At 60.8% G+C, this 16719-nt stretch carries 8 protein-coding genes; 6 read left to right on the plus strand and 2 right to left on the minus strand.

What is annotated here, in order from left to right:
* Positions 1 to 162: 162 nt before the first annotated feature.
* Positions 163 to 1128: a DUF6318 family protein gene (locus tag HMPREF2712_RS06535; RefSeq protein WP_070819554.1), complete on the minus strand. Its 966-nt coding sequence runs from the start codon at positions 1126 to 1128 to the stop codon at positions 163 to 165.
* Between the two features lie 339 nt (positions 1129 to 1467).
* Positions 1468 to 2403 carry a DUF6318 family protein gene (locus HMPREF2712_RS06540; protein WP_070819555.1) on the minus strand — a complete coding sequence of 312 codons (936 nt, stop codon included), beginning with the start codon at positions 2401 to 2403 and terminating at the stop codon, positions 1468 to 1470.
* A 1464-nt stretch (positions 2404 to 3867) separates the two neighbouring features.
* Here HMPREF2712_RS06540 and ileS point away from each other — a divergent pair.
* From ileS to HMPREF2712_RS06575, 6 genes are all read left to right on the plus strand, one after another.
* A complete protein-coding gene (gene ileS / locus HMPREF2712_RS06550) occupies positions 3868 to 7209 on the plus strand; it encodes an isoleucine--tRNA ligase (protein ID WP_070819556.1) in 3342 nt (1113 codons plus the stop codon).
* A gap of 131 nt (positions 7210 to 7340) precedes the next feature.
* The gene (locus HMPREF2712_RS06555; RefSeq protein WP_070819557.1) at positions 7341 to 8999 is read left to right on the plus strand and encodes a bifunctional folylpolyglutamate synthase/dihydrofolate synthase; all 1659 of its coding nucleotides are present in this window, start codon (positions 7341 to 7343) and stop codon (positions 8997 to 8999) included.
* A gap of 396 nt (positions 9000 to 9395) precedes the next feature.
* Complete coding sequence (locus HMPREF2712_RS06560) at positions 9396 to 10073, plus strand: TenA family protein (RefSeq protein ID WP_070819558.1); 678 nt, start codon at positions 9396 to 9398, stop codon at positions 10071 to 10073.
* A 477-nt stretch (positions 10074 to 10550) separates the two neighbouring features.
* Positions 10551 to 11213 carry a vitamin K epoxide reductase family protein gene (locus HMPREF2712_RS06565; RefSeq protein WP_070635094.1) on the plus strand — a complete coding sequence of 221 codons (663 nt, stop codon included), beginning with the start codon at positions 10551 to 10553 and terminating at the stop codon, positions 11211 to 11213.
* A gap of 383 nt (positions 11214 to 11596) precedes the next feature.
* Entirely contained in the window at positions 11597 to 11836 is a 240-nt protein-coding gene (locus HMPREF2712_RS06570) for a nucleoside-diphosphate sugar epimerase (protein ID WP_070635093.1), read from the plus strand.
* A gap of 579 nt (positions 11837 to 12415) precedes the next feature.
* Positions 12416 to 16228: an Rne/Rng family ribonuclease gene (locus HMPREF2712_RS06575; RefSeq protein WP_070819559.1), complete on the plus strand. Its 3813-nt coding sequence runs from the start codon at positions 12416 to 12418 to the stop codon at positions 16226 to 16228.
* Positions 16229 to 16719: the final 491 nt, after the last annotated feature.

The raw sequence follows: 16719 nt of genomic DNA on the forward strand, positions 1-16719 counted from the left end.
CTGTTGCTGTGCCGGGTCATATTGCCGCGCCGGGAGCGCCGCGGAGCAAAAACAGCGGCACAAAAACATACGAAAGCGGGGCGGGTATCAGTTGATACCCGCCCCGCTTTCGTCAGGGGTGTTGCGCTCAAATCCTAATCTTGGAGCTTAGAGTCTCAGAGCCTAGACCTTGAAATCGCTGCTGCTACCGGAGCTAGAGCCACCGGAGCTGCCGGAGCCGCCACCGCTGGACTTGCTTGCCGAAGCCGATGAGGAGGGACCCTCAAAGACCTTGCGGAATTGGTCGCTGTACTGGGACACGAAGTACTCGCGGCTGGTCACGCGCCACTTGCCCTCGGCGTACACCACATAGATAACGACATCCAGGGTGCTTGCCTTCTGAACCTCACCGGTGCCCTTCTGGTAGATGGTGTATTCCTTGACGACATCCCGGCAGGGGAACGCCACAACAGCCAAATCGGAAGAGGCAAGAGCCTTCGCATCGAGATCGTCACGGATGCTCAGCTTGCTCTCGTAGTCCTTAGTCCAACCGCCCGCAGCGTAGAGCTTAGCAATAGCCTTCAGGTTGTTGACCAGACCGCTGTCAGCGCCGTGGACCAGACCCTTGAGGTACTGCAGGTCGCCGTTGTACATCGCAGCGATGTACGCGCTCTGGTAAGCAGCCAGGGTCTTGTAGGCGCCCTCGAGACTGACGGTACGCTGAGCCACAGTATCAATGACCGGGATCGGAACGTTCTTCGCGGGGGAGGTGTCGGTCGGCTCAACATAGTGCGCAATGGCGGGCTTGTACTCGTACTTGACGTCGCCAATGTACTTCTTATAGTCCTTCAAGAATTCGTCGGACGGAATAATCTTCGCACTGTTACGGCTTGACGAGGACGAAGACGAAGCGGATGCCGAAGCCGAGGCAGACTCAGAAGGCGAGGCCGACGCAGACGCCGAGGGAGAGGCGCTCGGGGAGCCGGAGAAAGTGTCGCCGCTACCGGTGGGGCGAATATCCTTGTTGAAGGCGCATCCTGCTAGAGTCAAAGCACCGGCGGTCAGACCGCCAAAAAGAACGGCGCGGCGGGTCAATCCGTTTCGGTCGTTAGCAGAGAAGCTGGTGTGTGCACTCGGCCGGAAGGACATGGTATCTCCTGAAAGTGGTTGATCGAGGTAGCTCGCTTCACAACGCTGTGATGCGTACGAAAGGATCCGCCTCATCGTTTTTGTATGGTGCGCGGTACAGGGGGGGGGTACCGGGATACGGGTGTGCCGGAGCGTGAACTGCGGCGGTATGAAGTATCCACTTCTTACTATAGAAGACTGGTTTTAAAACTTCGTCAAAAAACCCTGAACATTGTCTTTAAGACGCAATAACCCAAAGTCGGTGAGGTGCAGGGGAGTGCGCCTCCTCGACTTTGGGCTAGTGCATATGGAATTGATGAGACGGGCTGCTCTCGACTAGGGTATTAGACCCCTGCGGATTTAGACCTTAGTGGAGCCGCGACCCGAGGACGAAGAACCGCTAGAACCTGCGGAACTGGAACCAGCGGAACTAGAAGAGTCGGAAGAGCCCTTGCCGCCATTCAGACGCTCGTTCAGATAATCGTTGCCGATTCGCCACCACTTACCCTCGGTGTAGAGCATCACGTGCGGAATGGCTACCTGAGTAATCGCCGGTATCTTGCGCTCGGTGCCATCCGGCTGATGGATGGCGGTGGCAGAATACTTGGCGTCCATCATGATTTCTACGTAGCCGTCACCGTTCTTCAGAGCGGTTCGAGGCTCCGTATTCCGCATGGAAATGCTGCACGTGAAGTCCATGTACCAGCCGTTCTGCTCATACAGTTCCTTGACTGCTTTAACCTCGTCGATGGCGCTCTTGTCTGCCGGGTAGGTCAGCTCAATCGCCTGATCTGCATAGTGGCCATCCTTGAGTGCAGTGATCTGAGCACTGTAGTAGGCACGCAACGTCTCGTAGGCGCCCTGGAAGGTCGGTTCTTCACGGTGCGGAACGGTCTTGAGGGGCTTAGGTACGTTCTTCGCAGGGGAAGAATCCGTTGCGGACTGGTACTCGCCCATGTATTCGCCGGTCAGTTTCAGAGGGCCGGGGTACTTTTCCCAACCCTCAACGAGTGCATCCTCAGATACGGGTACGCGTGCCGCGCTGGACGAGCTGCTCTTAGCGCTTGCTGATGCGGTCGCCGAAGCAGACTGTGAAGCAGACGGCGAACTAGACGCAGAAGCGGTCGCGCTCGCGGAAGGGGTGGGGGAGCCGACCTTCGCTTTTGCTTCTTCGCTCAACGGGCGAATATCGGAGGCGCAACCGGCCATGAGGGAAACCGCGCCACCGAGCAGTAGGGCGCGGCGGTTCATTAGACGGGAAGCGGCGGAACGGGTGCTCGAAGAGGGTGAGAGCATCGGTGAACTCCTTGAATTATGCCGAGGCGGGCTCGGGGCACCCGGCGGCGGGCGCGTGGTTGTATGGCGTGTTGGGTGAGGCCGTGAAAGGGGATAAAACTTCGGGCAAATGCCGCGGTTTCAGCCCAAATCCGGAAGTGACCTCGGGCGCGTACATGCTGCTGGTGGAGCGAACGGATACGCGGTGAACTCATCGTTGAGACTGCTATGTTCACACCCCGGTGAGAGGGTAGGTAATACTATCGAATCATCATTGATGTGTTGCACGATTCATTTTAGACTATTTTGAACTCAAAATGTACGAAAATACACCTTAGTAATCTCTGTGAGTCTATGGATCACTCAAGATATCAATCACTGTAAAGTATTGCGGCTACACCCTGTTAGTGAGGAGCTGTTTGATGGAGGCAACTGTTCCGTGAGAGGGTTGCGTGCATGTTGAGCTAAGTGATTTCAATCATATTTATGACTTGGAAAATGAAAGAGCTGCGCCTCAGTGTTTCCAAGGGTGGGGGAGAGGAGGATGGTTGGCTCAACCTTCTGGTCGTAAGAAAGTCTTCAAAAGCCCAGAAGAAATACCCGATTCAATAAGGGGAAACCCGCTCAACAATTCCCAAATATGCACTCTATTCACCCGCTATGCATTGCTGAATCATTCAGAAAAACCGGTTCCCACACGGGGTGTTGAAGAGATGAAAACGTGCAGGGGTGAATATCTAGTGGAATTACATCGGTGTTCACCCCATATCTTGTGGTTGCACTGACTGCAATCCCATGGGCTCCCACGAAAAAATCGAAACCCACTTAAAGCAACACCGGGGGAATGCAAAAACATACATCCTTAAACACGCCCGAGCGTGGGGTGAGGCAAGACCCCTTAAGCCCCCTACTCGCTCTAAATATCGCCGAACGAAGAACCATTCTGTTTTGTGTCCCCGGCATCGGCGCATCTGAATAGTACTGTTCAAACCCACACCCCGCGGGGTTGCATACAGGCACAAAAGCCACATAAACTATTAGTGTTTGCAACGACCCGGCCATCACCGGCGAGCAATTCGGAAGAACGGACCGCACCTGCGGGCACCCGCCAATCGCTGCGGCGAGGGTGTCTTAGCGGAAGAGATGTAGTCCCAGTAGAACCGGACGGTTAAGCCCGATATAGCTGTAATAAGCGACTGATACCCGCCCAACGCGCCGCTCTTCCGGTGGCTAGGTATCGCGGACACGCGACACCCCGCTAGCCCCGGGAGGGTTCGGTGCGTTGAGCTGTTAAATCAGTAAGCAAGGTGGTACCGCGCCGCATCCCGACCCCCGGCACAACCCGGGCAAGTCAGCGATGCCTAGGCGTCCTTGCACCCGTCATGTCAATCCTCACCCGCTGAAACGGTGCGGACGACGAGTGCTACGTACCCTGTCGCCCCAACCTCTCAGCGTTGAGAACAACAGATAAGGGCGCACAAACACATGTCCCATGTTTACCCCAAGGCGAGCGCCTTCGAAGCCGCAGGAAGCGGCGTCACCGCATCGCCCAAGTTCCCCGCACTCGAAGAGGCAGTCCTCGACTACTGGAAGAAGGACAACACCTTCTCCGCATCCGTCGAGAACCGCCCCGCAGGCGAAAACGGCGAAAACGAATTCGTCTTCTACGACGGCCCTCCCTTCGCTAACGGCCTGCCCCACTACGGCCACCTGCTCACCGGCTACGCCAAGGACCTCGTCGCACGCTACCAGACTCAGCGCGGCCACAAGGTAGAACGCCGCTTCGGCTGGGACACCCACGGCCTGCCCGCAGAACTCGAGGCAATGAAGCAGCTCGGCATGACCGACAAGCGCGAAATCCTCGAAATGGGCATCGACAACTTCAACGACGCTGCCCGCGCATCCGTGCTCAAGTACACCAACGAGTGGGAAAAGTACGTCACCCGCCAGGCGCGCTGGGTCGATTTCGAAAACGACTACAAGACCCTGAACGTCGAGTACATGGAGTCCGTCATCTGGGCATTCAAGCGCCTCTACGACAAGGGCCTGACCTACCAGGGCTTCCGCGTGCTGCCCTACTGCTGGAAGGACGAGACCCCCCTCTCCAACCACGAGCTGCGCATGGACGACGACGTGTACAAGGACCGCCAGGACCAGACCGTCACCGTCGCATTCCGCCTCACCGCAGACACCGCCCTCGGTGCTGACGAGAAGGTTGCCGCAGAACTCGACGGCGTCGAAGCACTCGCATGGACCACCACCCCCTGGACCCTGCCCACCAACCAGGCGCTCGCTGTCGGACCCGAGATTGAATACTCCGTCGTACCCGGCGCAGGCAAGTTCGAGGGCCGCTCCTTCCTGATCGCCTCCGAGCTGCTCGGCTCCTACGCCAAGGACCTCGGCTACGAAGGTGACCAGCCCGAAAAGGACGCAGACGCAGCCGTCACCGCACGCTACACCGGCTCCCAGCTCGAGCACGTACGCTACACCCCGCTCTGGGACTACTTCGCAGACGCCGAAAAGTGGGGCACCGAAACCTCCTGGCAGATCCTCGTCGCCGACTACGTCACCACCGGTGACGGTACCGGCATCGTCCACCAGGCACCCGCCTACGGTGAAGACGACCAGAAGGTCTGTGAAGGCTACGGCATCCCCGTGATCCTCTCCCTCGACGAAGGCGCAAAGTTCCTGAACCTCTTCGCCGAGCCCACCGCCTCCGGCACCACCGCCCTGGCTGAGATTGCAGGCGTGCAGGCATTCGACGCGAACCGCACCATCATCAACGCCCTCAAGGCAGACGATGTGCTGATCCGCGAGAAGTCCTACGTGCACTCCTACCCGCACTGCTGGCGCTGCCGCACCCCGCTCATCTACCGTGCAATCACCTCCTGGTACGTGAAGGTCACCGACTTCAAGGACCGCATGTACGAGCTGAACAAGCAGATTAACTGGATCCCGGAAAACGTGAAGTACGGCCAGTTCGGCAAGTGGGTTGAGAACGCACGCGACTGGTCCATCTCCCGTAACCGCTTCTGGGGTTCCCCGATCCCCGTGTGGGTTTCGGACGACCCGAACTACCCGCGCATGGACGTGTACGGCTCCCTCGAAGAGCTCAAGGCAGATTTCGGCCGCCTGCCCCTGAACAAGGACGGCGAACCCGACCTGCACCGCCCGTACATTGACGAGCTGACCCGCCCGAACCCGGACGACCCGACCGGTAAGTCCACCATGCGCCGCGTGGAAGACGTGCTCGACGTCTGGTTCGACTCCGGCTCCATGCCCTACGCACAGGTGCACTACCCCTTCGAGAACCAGGAATGGTTCGAGAACCACTACCCGGCAGATTTCATCGTCGAGTACATCGGTCAGACCCGCGGCTGGTTCTACGTGCTGCACGTACTGGCGACCGCGCTCTTCGACCGTCCCGCGTTCAAGAACGTCATCAGCCACGGTATTGTGCTCGGCTCGGACGGTCAGAAGATGTCCAAGTCCCTGCGTAACTACCCGGATGTCTCCGAGGTTCTCGACCGCGACGGCTCCGACGCGATGCGTTGGTTCCTGATGTCGTCCCCGATTCTGCGCGGCGGCAACCTGATCGTGACCGAGCAGGGCATCCGTGAGGGTGTTCGCCAGGTCATGCTGCCGCTGTGGAACGTCTACCACTTCTTCGCCCTGTACGCTAACGCCGCTAACAACGGCGAAGGCTACAGCGCAAAGCTCAAGTACGACTCGCAGCACGTGATGGACCGCTTCATCCTCGGCAAGACCCGCGAACTCATCGAGCAGGTCACCGTAGCGATGGACTCCTACGACATCTGGAACGCTTGCGAATCCCTGCGCCAGTACGCCGACGCACTGACCAACTGGTACGTGCGCCGCTCCCGCGAGCGCTTCTTCAACGAAGACACCGACGCATTCGACACCCTCTACACCGCACTGGTGACCGTGTCGAAGGTCGCCGCGTCCCTGCTGCCGCTCAGCAGCGAGGAAATCTACCGCGGCCTCACCGGTGAACGCTCCGTGCACCTGGCTGACTGGCCCGAGGCATCCGCTTTCGCTGACGAGTCCGACCTGCTGGCTCTCATGCAGACCGTGCGTGAGGTCTGCTCCGCCGGTTCGGCACTGCGCAAGGAAAAGAAGATCCGCGTGCGCCAGCCGCTGCAGAAGATGACCGTGGCGATCGCACCCGAGCAGTTCGCAGCCCTGGGTACCGCTTTCGGTGAGAAGGGCGCGGAGTACTTCGCGAACATCGTCGAGGACGAGCTGAACCTGCGCCAGGTGGAGCTGGTCAGCGCCGATACCGTCGACCCCGCTGACTACGGCATCTCCCAGCAGCTGAAGGTCAACGCACGTGCGGCAGGTCCGCGCCTGGGCAAGCAGGTGCAGGTTGCCATTAAGGCATCCAAGTCCGGTGACTGGACCGTGACCGAGGACGGTACCGTCCTGGTCGGCGTGGCAGCTCTGGACGGCGGCCTGGCTCTGGAAGAGGGCGAATACGAGCTGGCAACCGTGGTTGCCGCTGACGCTGAGGGTGCTGAGCACACTGCGGCTGCGGTTCTACCCGGTGGTTTCCTGGTCCTCAACATTGAGCTGACTGACGAGCTGGTTGCCGAAGGTATCGCCCGCGACACCATCCGCGCTATTCAGCAGGCTCGTAAGGACGCCGACCTGAACGTTGCGGACCGCATCAACCTGAGCATCGCTGCACCGGAGGAAACTCTGGCAGCTCTGCGCGCCAACGAAGCACTGGTGACCGGTGAAACCCTCGCCGTGTCCCTGCAGCTGAGCGAAGCAGCCGAGCTGAGCATTAGCGTAGCCAAGGCATAAAACGCCTGAACCGTACGGCCGTCCCGCCCCCTTCACGGGCGGGGCGGCCCGTCGTCTATCCCGCCGCACGGTTATCCTGCCGCACGGTGGGCCCCTGCCGGCACCGACCGGCTATCCCAGTGAGGAGAACAATGAGCGAGAAGAATTACCCCGCAATTCCCGACCCCGAGGGCGTGGAGCGGGTCTACGGTGAACTGCTGGCGCGAGCACCCGAAAACAAGATGGCGCCGCGCCTGGACGCTGTGGCGCGCGCCGTCGAAATCCTCGGCGACGTGCACCGTGCCGCGCCGGTCATCCATATCACCGGCACGAACGGCAAGACCAGCACCGCCCGCATGATTGAGGCGCTGCTGCTCGGCCACGACCTGCGCGTGGGCCGCTTTACCAGCCCGCACCTCGAAAGCGTTACCGAGCGTATCTGCATTAACGGCGCGCCCGTACCGGACGCCACCTTCGTGCGCATTTGGGAGGAAATTGCCCCCTACCTGCAGATTGTGGACGCGGAGATGACCTCCCGCGGCGAGCCCGCCCTGACCTTCTTCGAGTCCGTTACCGTGCTTGCCTTCGCGATTTTCGCGGACGAGCCGGTGGACGTGGTGGTGCTCGAGGTCGGTATCGGCGGCACCTGGGATTCCACAAACGTTGCCGACGGCGTGGTTTCCGTGGTCACCCCGATTGGTCTGGACCACACCGACATGCTCGGCGAAACCCTCGCCGAGATTGCGACCGAAAAGTCCGGCATTATCAAGCCCGGCGGCTTCCTGGTTTCTGCGGCACAGGACCCGGAAGCGGCGGACGTACTGCTCGCTTCCGCCCGCGAGAAGGAAGCATCCTTCGCCTTTGAGGGCGTGGAGTTCGGCGTTGTCTCCCGTGAGCTTGCGGTCGGCGGTCAGCTGCTGACCCTGCGCGGCCTAGCGGGCGAGTACCCGGATGTGCCGCTGTCCCTGCACGGTGCACATCAGGCGCAGAACGCCGTGGTGGCTCTTGCCGCCGTGGAGGCGTTCTTCGGCGGTCAGCGTCAGCTACCCGAGGACGTGGTGCGTACCGCCTTTGAGACGGTGCGCTCGCCGGGCCGTCTGGAGGTTGTGCGCACCGAGCTGCTGACCATCCTGGATGCGGGCCACAACCCGCACGGTGTGCGTGCTTCCGCGGCTGCGCTGACTGAGGCGTTCAAGCTGTCCCACCTGCACGCCGTGGTCGGTATTTTGGGTGAGAAGGATGCTCTGGGCATGTTTGAGACCATGCGCGAAGAGTACGTTGACGCTTCTGACGGTACCTTCCGCCTGTACTTGGCGGCGTCGGATTCGCCGCGTGCGATTGCGCCGGAGCGTCTGCACGAGCTGGCGCTGGACGCGGGCCTGGACGAAGACTCGATCGAGGTGTTTGAGCACCTGGACGAGGCGATTGCCACCGCCATGGAGAACGCCCTCTTTGAGCAGGAGTCGGCGGGTGTGCTGATTACCGGTTCGATTACGGTCATTGGTGAGGCACGTACCCTGCTGGCGGCGCATGAGCAGGCGAAGACCCCCGGCGCTGAGGCTGAGGAGCTGCCGGATGAGCTGGGCGCCGAGGGTGCTTATGCGGGTTCTGCGGGCGCGGCGTCGGCTTCGACTCTGGCTGCCGCGGCGGCTGCGGCTGCCTCTGCTGAGCCGGATGAGCTGCTGGACGGCATCATGGCTGAGCTGGGTGGCGAGGCGGCGGGTTCTTCGCTGGAGGATTCGCTGGGTCTGCCGCTGGGGGATTCGTACACCGATGATTTCTTCGGTGACGATGACTCTGAAGACGAATAAAGCCCACTGAGGTTATTGATAAGAAGGCGGGGTGCCGTCCTCCGGCTAGTATTTCTAGTATTTACTGGCTGGGGGAGTGGCACCCCGTTTTTTCGTGCCCCCGCTTTTTATGCCTTTGCCCTCATAGTCCCACTCGAACGCATGATTTCTCACGTGTTCCCATAGGCTCTCACCTAACCCCAATCGCGCGAGTTTGACCGGCATCATCCGCCCTCACCCACCCAAAAATCGAAAAGAACGAAAATTTGCGGGCACCGGGGCGCAAAACCGGGCACGCCTTGGCGTCACGGTGCTATATTCGCTGAGGCGCCGGCCCCAACGCCTGAGGCCGCACCAACACACCCGCACACATACGCATACCAGCGACGGTATGCCACATAGTGAAAGGCACCCATCATGCCCGCACCCTTCACCGATTTGATTGGCACCGATTCGTTCACGGAGACGCTGCGTCAGGAGAACATCGACACCTGGCTTTCCGCCACGAATCACCGCTTTGTTGCTGAGCTTTTTGACGGCTCGATCGCCCCGCAGGTCATGGCGGGGTACCTGGTGCAGGACTACCGCTTCCTCGATACCTTCCTCGCCCTGATTGGTGGCGCGATTGCTAACGCTGATACTCTCGCGGGTCGCCTGCGCTTGGCGCAGTTTGCCGGCGAGATTGCGGGCGATGAGAACACCTACTTCCTGCGTTGTTTTGAAACTCTCGGCGTGACTGAGCATCAGCGTGATTCCATGCCCGATACGGAGGCGACCACCGGCTTCAAGCGTCTCTTCCTCGACGCGGCGGCTAGCGGCAGCTACGCGGCGATCCTGTCGGTGCTGGTGGTTTGCGAGGGCCTGTACCTGGATTGGGCGTCGAAGGCTCCCGCCAAGCGTCCTGAATCTTTTGTGCACCACGAGTGGATTAGCCTTCACGACTACCCGGAGTTTCGTGAGCTGGTTGATTTCCTGCGCCGCGAACTGGACCGTGTGGGCCCGTCGGATGCGCAGCGTGCCCGCGAGTTCTTTAGCCGCGCGGTGGAGCTGGAGCAGCTGTTCTTTGATGAGTCGTACACCCACCCGCTGCCCTAGGTAATACCGCCCTAAGTGATGCCCCGGATAAAGCCCTAGAAAATATCCCGTTGAAACCCTCGGAAGGTTCCGCCCGCCGCTGAATTGCGGGCGCCTCCCGGGGGTTTCGCGTGCTCAAGACGCCCCGAAAGTGCCCGGAATGAGCCCCTGAAAATGCCCCGAAAGTGCACAGAAAACGCGCCCACCTGTGTAAAATAGCACGTCATAAAACGGAACATATAGGCTGATGGCGTGCCATTTGGCGGTGTGAGAGGCTAGGATAAATGGGGTACCGCTTCCGGGGTGCTGGCTATGCCGCGCCGGTATGTACCCGCTACTGCACGAGGTGAGGCGCACCCTTGAGGAACCTAACCGGCACCTCCTCAACCCTCCCCGGCGTCTGCCGCGTTGACGGTTGCATGCGCCCCTCAACACTACAGAGCTTAAGACGGTGCTGCTGGGACAGTACCACCGTAAAACACTATCTAAAGGAGTCGTATGAGTACCGCCGCATCGAGTACTACCGAGCCCACCCGCGCTGCAAAAGAAGCGCAGCACGGGCACGCGGGAACCCCGGGCAGCTACTCAGACCGACAGCTCGGATTCTGGCTGGTTGGCGCCGGCCTGATCGCACTCATTTCTTCAGCGATTCTGGTGTACGAGCGCCTGCAGATTTACATTGATGCCGGCCACTCCACGGTCTGCGATATCAACGCCCTGCTCAGCTGCGGCACGGTGATGCGCACCCCGCAGGCGGAAGCTTTCGGCTTCCCGAACCCGTTCATTGGTCTGGTGGGCTTCTCGATTGTGGTGACTATCGGTGCCGCAATCATGGCAGGCGCACAGTTTAAGAAGTGGTTTTGGGTGTGCATGAACATTGGTCTGGCTGCGGCAACCGCGTTCATTATGTGGCTGTGGTACCAGACGACGTTCCAGATTAATGCCCTGTGCCTGTTCTGCATGATCGTGTGGGTTATGACCATCACGCTTTTTGTGAAGACTACGGTCCGCAATATTTCGGCGGGTGTTATTCCGGCGTCGCAGTCGATGCGTGAGAGCGCTCGCGGCTGGTCCTGGTTTGCGATTAGCCTGTGGCTGATCCTGATTTTCGGCATTATTGTGATCCGCTTCTTCGAGGTCATTGTGAATATGATGCGCTAAGCAGTTGAGGGCTGATGCCCCGAACGTGCAACGCCCCGGTGCCTGTTGGTGCCGGGGCGTTGTTGCGTCTGCGGGTGGGTGAGGCTGCGCAGAATACGCCGGGCTGATCGTGCCGGGCAGAATACGCCGGGCTGATCGTGCCGGGCAGAATACGCCTGGCTGATCGTGCCGGGCAGAATACGCCTGGCTGGGGCGCCGGGTAGTGGGGGAGGCGCCGGTGACTTTGCCGGTGGCAGTCAGCGGGGAGGCGGCGCGGGTGCGTATAATGGTCAGGTATATTCTTGAGCGGCGTCAGCCGCAGCCGTCCGCGGGTTTTGCCTGCGGCGTTGACTGCCTGCCGTTCTGCTGGACACTAGATTCTTGATACCCCTTCGAGGAGAACCGTGAAGACTGCCGGAATTGCCGCAATGGGCGTTGCTGCCGTTATTTTTCTGACTGCCCTGCTGTTGCTGACCGCCGGTCACTTCTCGCTGCTGTGGGTGATTCTGCTGGTTGTTTCTCCGTTTGTTTTCATTCTGGGCGTTCCGTTTGCGACCGGTTCCGGTCCGGAGTACCTGCCGACCGACCCGAAGCTTGCTCAGCAGGCTCGTGAGGCGCGCGATGCGGAGCTGGGTCTGGACTAGCCCCTCCTCTGTGAAAGTTTTTGAAGCCGGGTGGTGCGTAGTGGCACGCCCGGCTTTGCTGTACCCGCCATGCGCCCGCCGCAGTGTGCCCGCGGCAATGTACTCGCGCATCCTGCCGGGAGGTGGAGCCCAGATAGGATGGGTGGGGTGGCTTAGAGGTACCCTCTACCGGGTATAATGGAACACGGTGTCTTGTGCGCCCCGCACGCGCATAAAGATCCCCACCAACGCATCGAGGGAGAGTACCCGAAGAGCGCCGGCTATAAGCCGCGGAGCATAACTGTCGCACCGCGCGGGCCGCCCGCCTCGGCGAAGAAACCCGAAGACCGGCAGGGCACCCAGGAAGGTGTGAGCGTGCCGTGCTCGAGAGCGAGGTGGCTGTGACCGTCGCGGCGCGCTCTGCGTTCCGCCCGCTCGCCCCCTACGGCAGAAGCACTGAACGAGATAGTGCCCGGTAGCGCTGATGAACGCGCGCCGTAGGGTGAGGCTTGAGCCGCGGTGACAGCAACTAGGCTTTGCGCTGTATGCGCGCTGTTAAAATCCTTGCGGTGCGGAGCAGGGTGTAACGAAAGAAGATTAATGTCTGACGAGAAGAACGTCGAACTTGGGGTTTTTGAGGCGCTGAACGCCCTCGCGGAGGAAAAGAACGCCTCTGCAGAGACCCGTGAAACTCTGCGTAAGAATGTTCGTGAGAGCTCTGACGCCCAGCAGGGTACTGAGCGCCGCCGTCCGGGTCGCCCGAAGAAGGAGAAAGCTCCTGAGGTTCCCCTGGATGAGGCGATTGCTGCTGGCCTGACCAACCTGCGTAACGCTAAGGCTAAGCACGCGCCGGCACCGAAGGTTGCCGCTCCCGCTGCATCTGAGACCGAGGTTGCTTCTACTCTGAATAGCCTGTTTGAGGCTGCTGAGAAGAAGGCGGCTGAGCCTGCTGTTGTGGAGAACACCGCGAAGGTTGAGACCGTCGAGAAGACCGCGAAGGTGGAGGAAGTTGTTTCCCCCGCCGCTGAGTCTGCTGAGCCCGCCGCTACTGAGCCCGCTGCCGAGTCTGCCGTTGAGGTGAAGGAAGAGACCGCCAAGGTTGAGGTCGTGCCCCCGGCACAGGCTGAGGAAGCTGAGAAGGCTGAGAAGACCGAGGCTACCGCTGAAGCTGCTGAGCAGCCCGCCGAGGCTACTGCGGTTGCTGAAGAATCCGCAACCGAAGAAGCTGTACCTGAGGCACCCGCCGCAGAAGAGTCTGCGGAGGAGCCCGCAGCTGAGGATCCCGCAGAAGCTCCCGAGCCGGTCAAGACCATTAGCGACCTGCAGCGCGAAAAGCTGCAGGAGCTGCGCTCGCGTACCCCCATGGGTGCGATGCCGCTGTTCATGGCTCCCGAGCCGGAGGAACTGAGTGAGCTCGCTGTTGCCGCCAAGTTGGAGCGTGAGGCGCGCCGCGCCGCTGCCGAGGAGCAGAAGCGTAAGGAGCGCATGGAGCGCCGCCGTGAGGAGGCTGCCGCTGAGGCTGAGGTGACGAGCCACCGTCGCCGTCGTCGTCGCCGCGGTACCGAAGATATTGAGATTGAGGGCGGCGTTGATGACGACGTTGAGACCGTCACCAAGGTGCGTGCGCCGCGCCTGGCTGACTCTCACGCATCCAACACTGTGACTGGTGTGCGCGGTTCTACCCGCCTGGAGGCGAAGCGTGTGCGCCGCCGCGAGTCCCGCTCCCTAGGCCGCCGCCGCCACATCGTGACTGAGGCTGAGTTCCTGGCTCGCCGCGAGTCTGTGGACCGTCAGATGCTGGTTCGTCAGAAGGACGGCCGCATCCAGATTGGTGTGCTTGAGGACGGCGTGCTGGCTGAGCACTTCGTGTCCAAGACCCAGCAGGATTCCCTGATCGGCAACGTGTACCTGGGTAAGGTTCAGAACGTTCTGCCGTCCATGGAAGCTGCGTTCGTTGACATTGGACGCGGCCGCAACGCTGTGCTGTACGCGGGCGAGGTCAACTGGGATGTCACCGGTCTGGACGGTGCGCCCCGCAAGATTGAGAACGCCCTGAAGCCCGGCGATTCGGTTCTGGTGCAGGTCACCAAGGACCCGATTGGTCACAAGGGTGCCCGCCTGACCAGCCAGGTTTCCCTGCCCGGTCGCTTCCTGGTGTACGTGCCGGGTGGTTCGATGACCGGTATTTCCCGTAAGTTGCCCGACACCGAGCGTGCGCGTCTGAAGAAGATTCTGAAGGACAAGCTGCCCGAGGGTGCTGGCGTGATTGTTCGTACCGCGGCGGAGGGCGCTTCTGAGGAGGAGCTGACCCACGACATTAACCGTCTGCGTGTGCAGTGGGAAGAGATTCAGGAGAAGGCTAACTCCCGCAAGGTATTGGCCCCCGAAATGCTCTACCAGGAGCCCGACCTGATGATTAAGACCGTGCGTGACGTCTTCAACGAGGACTTCACCGCGATGATCGTTCAGGGCGAGAACGCGTGGGATTCCATCGAGGCGTACGTGACGTACGTGGCGCCGGACCTGGTCTCCCGCCTGCAGCAGTGGGACGGCGATGACGACCTCTTCGACCACTACCGCATTAACGAGCAGCTGGCGAAGGCACTGGACCGTAAGGTGTACCTGCCTTCGGGTGGTTCGCTGGTGATTGACCGTACCGAAGCCATGACCGTGGTGGACGTGAACACCGGTAAGTTCACCGGTAGCGGCGGCAACCTGGAAGAGACTGTCACCAAGAACAACCTGGAAGCTGCTGAGGAGATTGTCCGTCAGCTGCGTCTGCGCGATATCGGCGGCATTATCGTCATTGACTTCATTGACATGGTGCTTGAGTCGAACCGTGACCTGGTTCTGCGTCGCCTGATTGAGTGCCTGGGCCGTGACCGTACCAAGCATCAGGTGGCTGAGGTGACTTCGCTGGGTCTGGTTCAGATGACCCGTAAGCGCCTGGGTACCGGTCTGCTTGAGGTCTTCTCGGAGCCCTGTGAGCATTGTGCCGGTCGTGGCCTGGTGGTTCACGATCAGCCGCTGAGCGGTCGTAGCGGTGGCGCGTCGGATTACATCCACCGCCATGAGCGTAATGACCGTAAGCGTAGCCGTGCCGCTGCCCGCGAGGATTCTCGTGACCAGCAGAAGCAGGATGCTCTGGAGTCGAAGAAGGCTGAGCGCCGTAACGCTATGGCTGCTGTGGCTGCCGCATCCGCTCAGAGCGAGGACGTTTCGGAGGAGACTGCTTCGACCCGCAAGAAGCGTAAGCGCCGTAAGCGTTCGCGCCGCGCGGAGACCGCTGAGCTTTCGCTTGAGCAGGAGATTCAGGGTATTGCCGAGGCCGCCAGCGAGCAGGCTCACGCGGAGGTTGCTCAGCGTGAGGACAAGGTCGCTGAGGTCACCGAGGGCAACTGGATTGGCGAGCAGGGCGGTTTCTCCCTGGAGCAGCTGGCGAGCGCGTTTGACCGCGTGGAAGAGTCCGCTGAGGATTCCTCGAAGGACTCTGAACAGGAGCGTTCGGAGGATCGTTCGGAGGAGCGTCGTTCGTCCAAGCGTGGCGAGAAGAAGTCTTCTCGTAACCGTAAGCGCCGTGAGCTGACCGATGCGGATATTGCCGCTGTGGAGGATTCCGGCGCGGGTGCGCTGGAGGACGAGCACCACGTTGACCCGGAGCTCGACCCGCGCTTTAGCCGCTCTTCGGATCGTTTTGAGGCGATTCGCGCCGGTGAGGCGAAGGCTCGTGCTTCTCAGAAGGCTGGCCGTATTGCCCGTGCCGAGGGCGAGTCGTTCCGTTCGGGCCGTGAGGATCGTTCGGAAGAGCGTCGTTCGTCCAAGCGTCAGAACCGCGAGCAGCAGAACGCAGAGGTAACCTCCGCTGAGGTAAACTCGGGTGTGCAGAAGGCTCAGGAGTCCAAGCGTGTTGAGCGTGAGGACCTGCGCATTGAGGACGTTCGTGAGACTCCGCGTGCCTCCCGCCGCCGTGCTCGTCGCGAAGCTGATGAGAAGCGCGCCGAGAAGGCAGCTGAGCAGAGCATGGCATCCGAGCAGGCACCCGCAAAGGCTGATAAGGTTGAGAAGCCTGAGTCTCGTACGGTTGTGACCGGCGTGATTGGTGCTCCGGCGGTGACCGGTGTGGTGGGCGCGGCTCCCGCAGCGGTTGAGGCTCCGGTTGAGGAGGCTCAGAAGCCTGCGGTTCAGGTGCCCGGTTCGACCCCGCGTAAGCGTCGCACTCGCCGTGCGGCGTCGAGCGCTGGTGCCGGTGCTCAGGTCGTGACCGTGGACGCTTCCGAGCGTGCTGAGGGTTCCGTGGTTGCTTCCGCTTCTGTTGCGGATGTGGCTCCGGTGGCTGATGACGCTTCGGCTCCTGTTTTGTTCGGCATTGGCGTTGCTGCTGCCGATATTAAGCGTGAAGGTAAGGACGATTAGTCTTTAGCTTCCGATCATCGGAATCCCGATGGTATGTGCATGTCGAGCCCCGGTGGGGTGGAGTAATCCACTTCGCCGGGGCTCGTTTATGCGCGAGCTATGCGCGGGATGCACTCCCGGTCCACGTATGGCGCCGCTACCGGCTTGAGTAGCATCACGTGCCGACTTCGAGTGTTCCGCAAAATTATCTATTGCGCGGCGCGTAGATCATGCCGTATCCTTAAGGACTGGTGTTTATCTCAGTGAAGCCCTATCGACGCAGGGCCAGCGGGAGACACCGCTCCCACCCGCATCGTCTTCGGCGCGGTCGAGTAGTCGGCTGAGTTTGGAACGTGCGGGAGAGAGACACCACCGGTGAGCCTCGCGTGTTGGCTTCGGCGGGCAATCCCGCCGGAACGCACGGGCCGTTCCTCCTTGTTCGTGGTCATTCGACTGGCGGGGGAGGGCGCACAGCAATGAAAGCGCAGGCTGCTCATTCGTGTGAGATTCAA

This window comes from Rothia sp. HMSC064F07, assembly GCF_001837265.1.
Taxonomy (GTDB): domain Bacteria; phylum Actinomycetota; class Actinomycetes; order Actinomycetales; family Micrococcaceae; genus Rothia; species Rothia mucilaginosa.

Coding starts and splice junctions, on each gene's coding strand:
- HMPREF2712_RS06535 (WP_070819554.1), bottom strand. CDS start 1,128: ATGTCCTTCCGGCCGAGTGCACACACCAGCTTCTCTGCTAACGACCGA.
- HMPREF2712_RS06540 (WP_070819555.1), bottom strand. CDS start 2,403: ATGCTCTCACCCTCTTCGAGCACCCGTTCCGCCGCTTCCCGTCTAATG.
- ileS (WP_070819556.1), top strand. CDS start 3,868: ATGTCCCATGTTTACCCCAAGGCGAGCGCCTTCGAAGCCGCAGGAAGC.
- HMPREF2712_RS06555 (WP_070819557.1), top strand. CDS start 7,341: ATGAGCGAGAAGAATTACCCCGCAATTCCCGACCCCGAGGGCGTGGAG.
- HMPREF2712_RS06560 (WP_070819558.1), top strand. CDS start 9,396: ATGCCCGCACCCTTCACCGATTTGATTGGCACCGATTCGTTCACGGAG.
- HMPREF2712_RS06565 (WP_070635094.1), top strand. CDS start 10,551: ATGAGTACCGCCGCATCGAGTACTACCGAGCCCACCCGCGCTGCAAAA.
- HMPREF2712_RS06575 (WP_070819559.1), top strand. CDS start 12,416: ATGTCTGACGAGAAGAACGTCGAACTTGGGGTTTTTGAGGCGCTGAAC.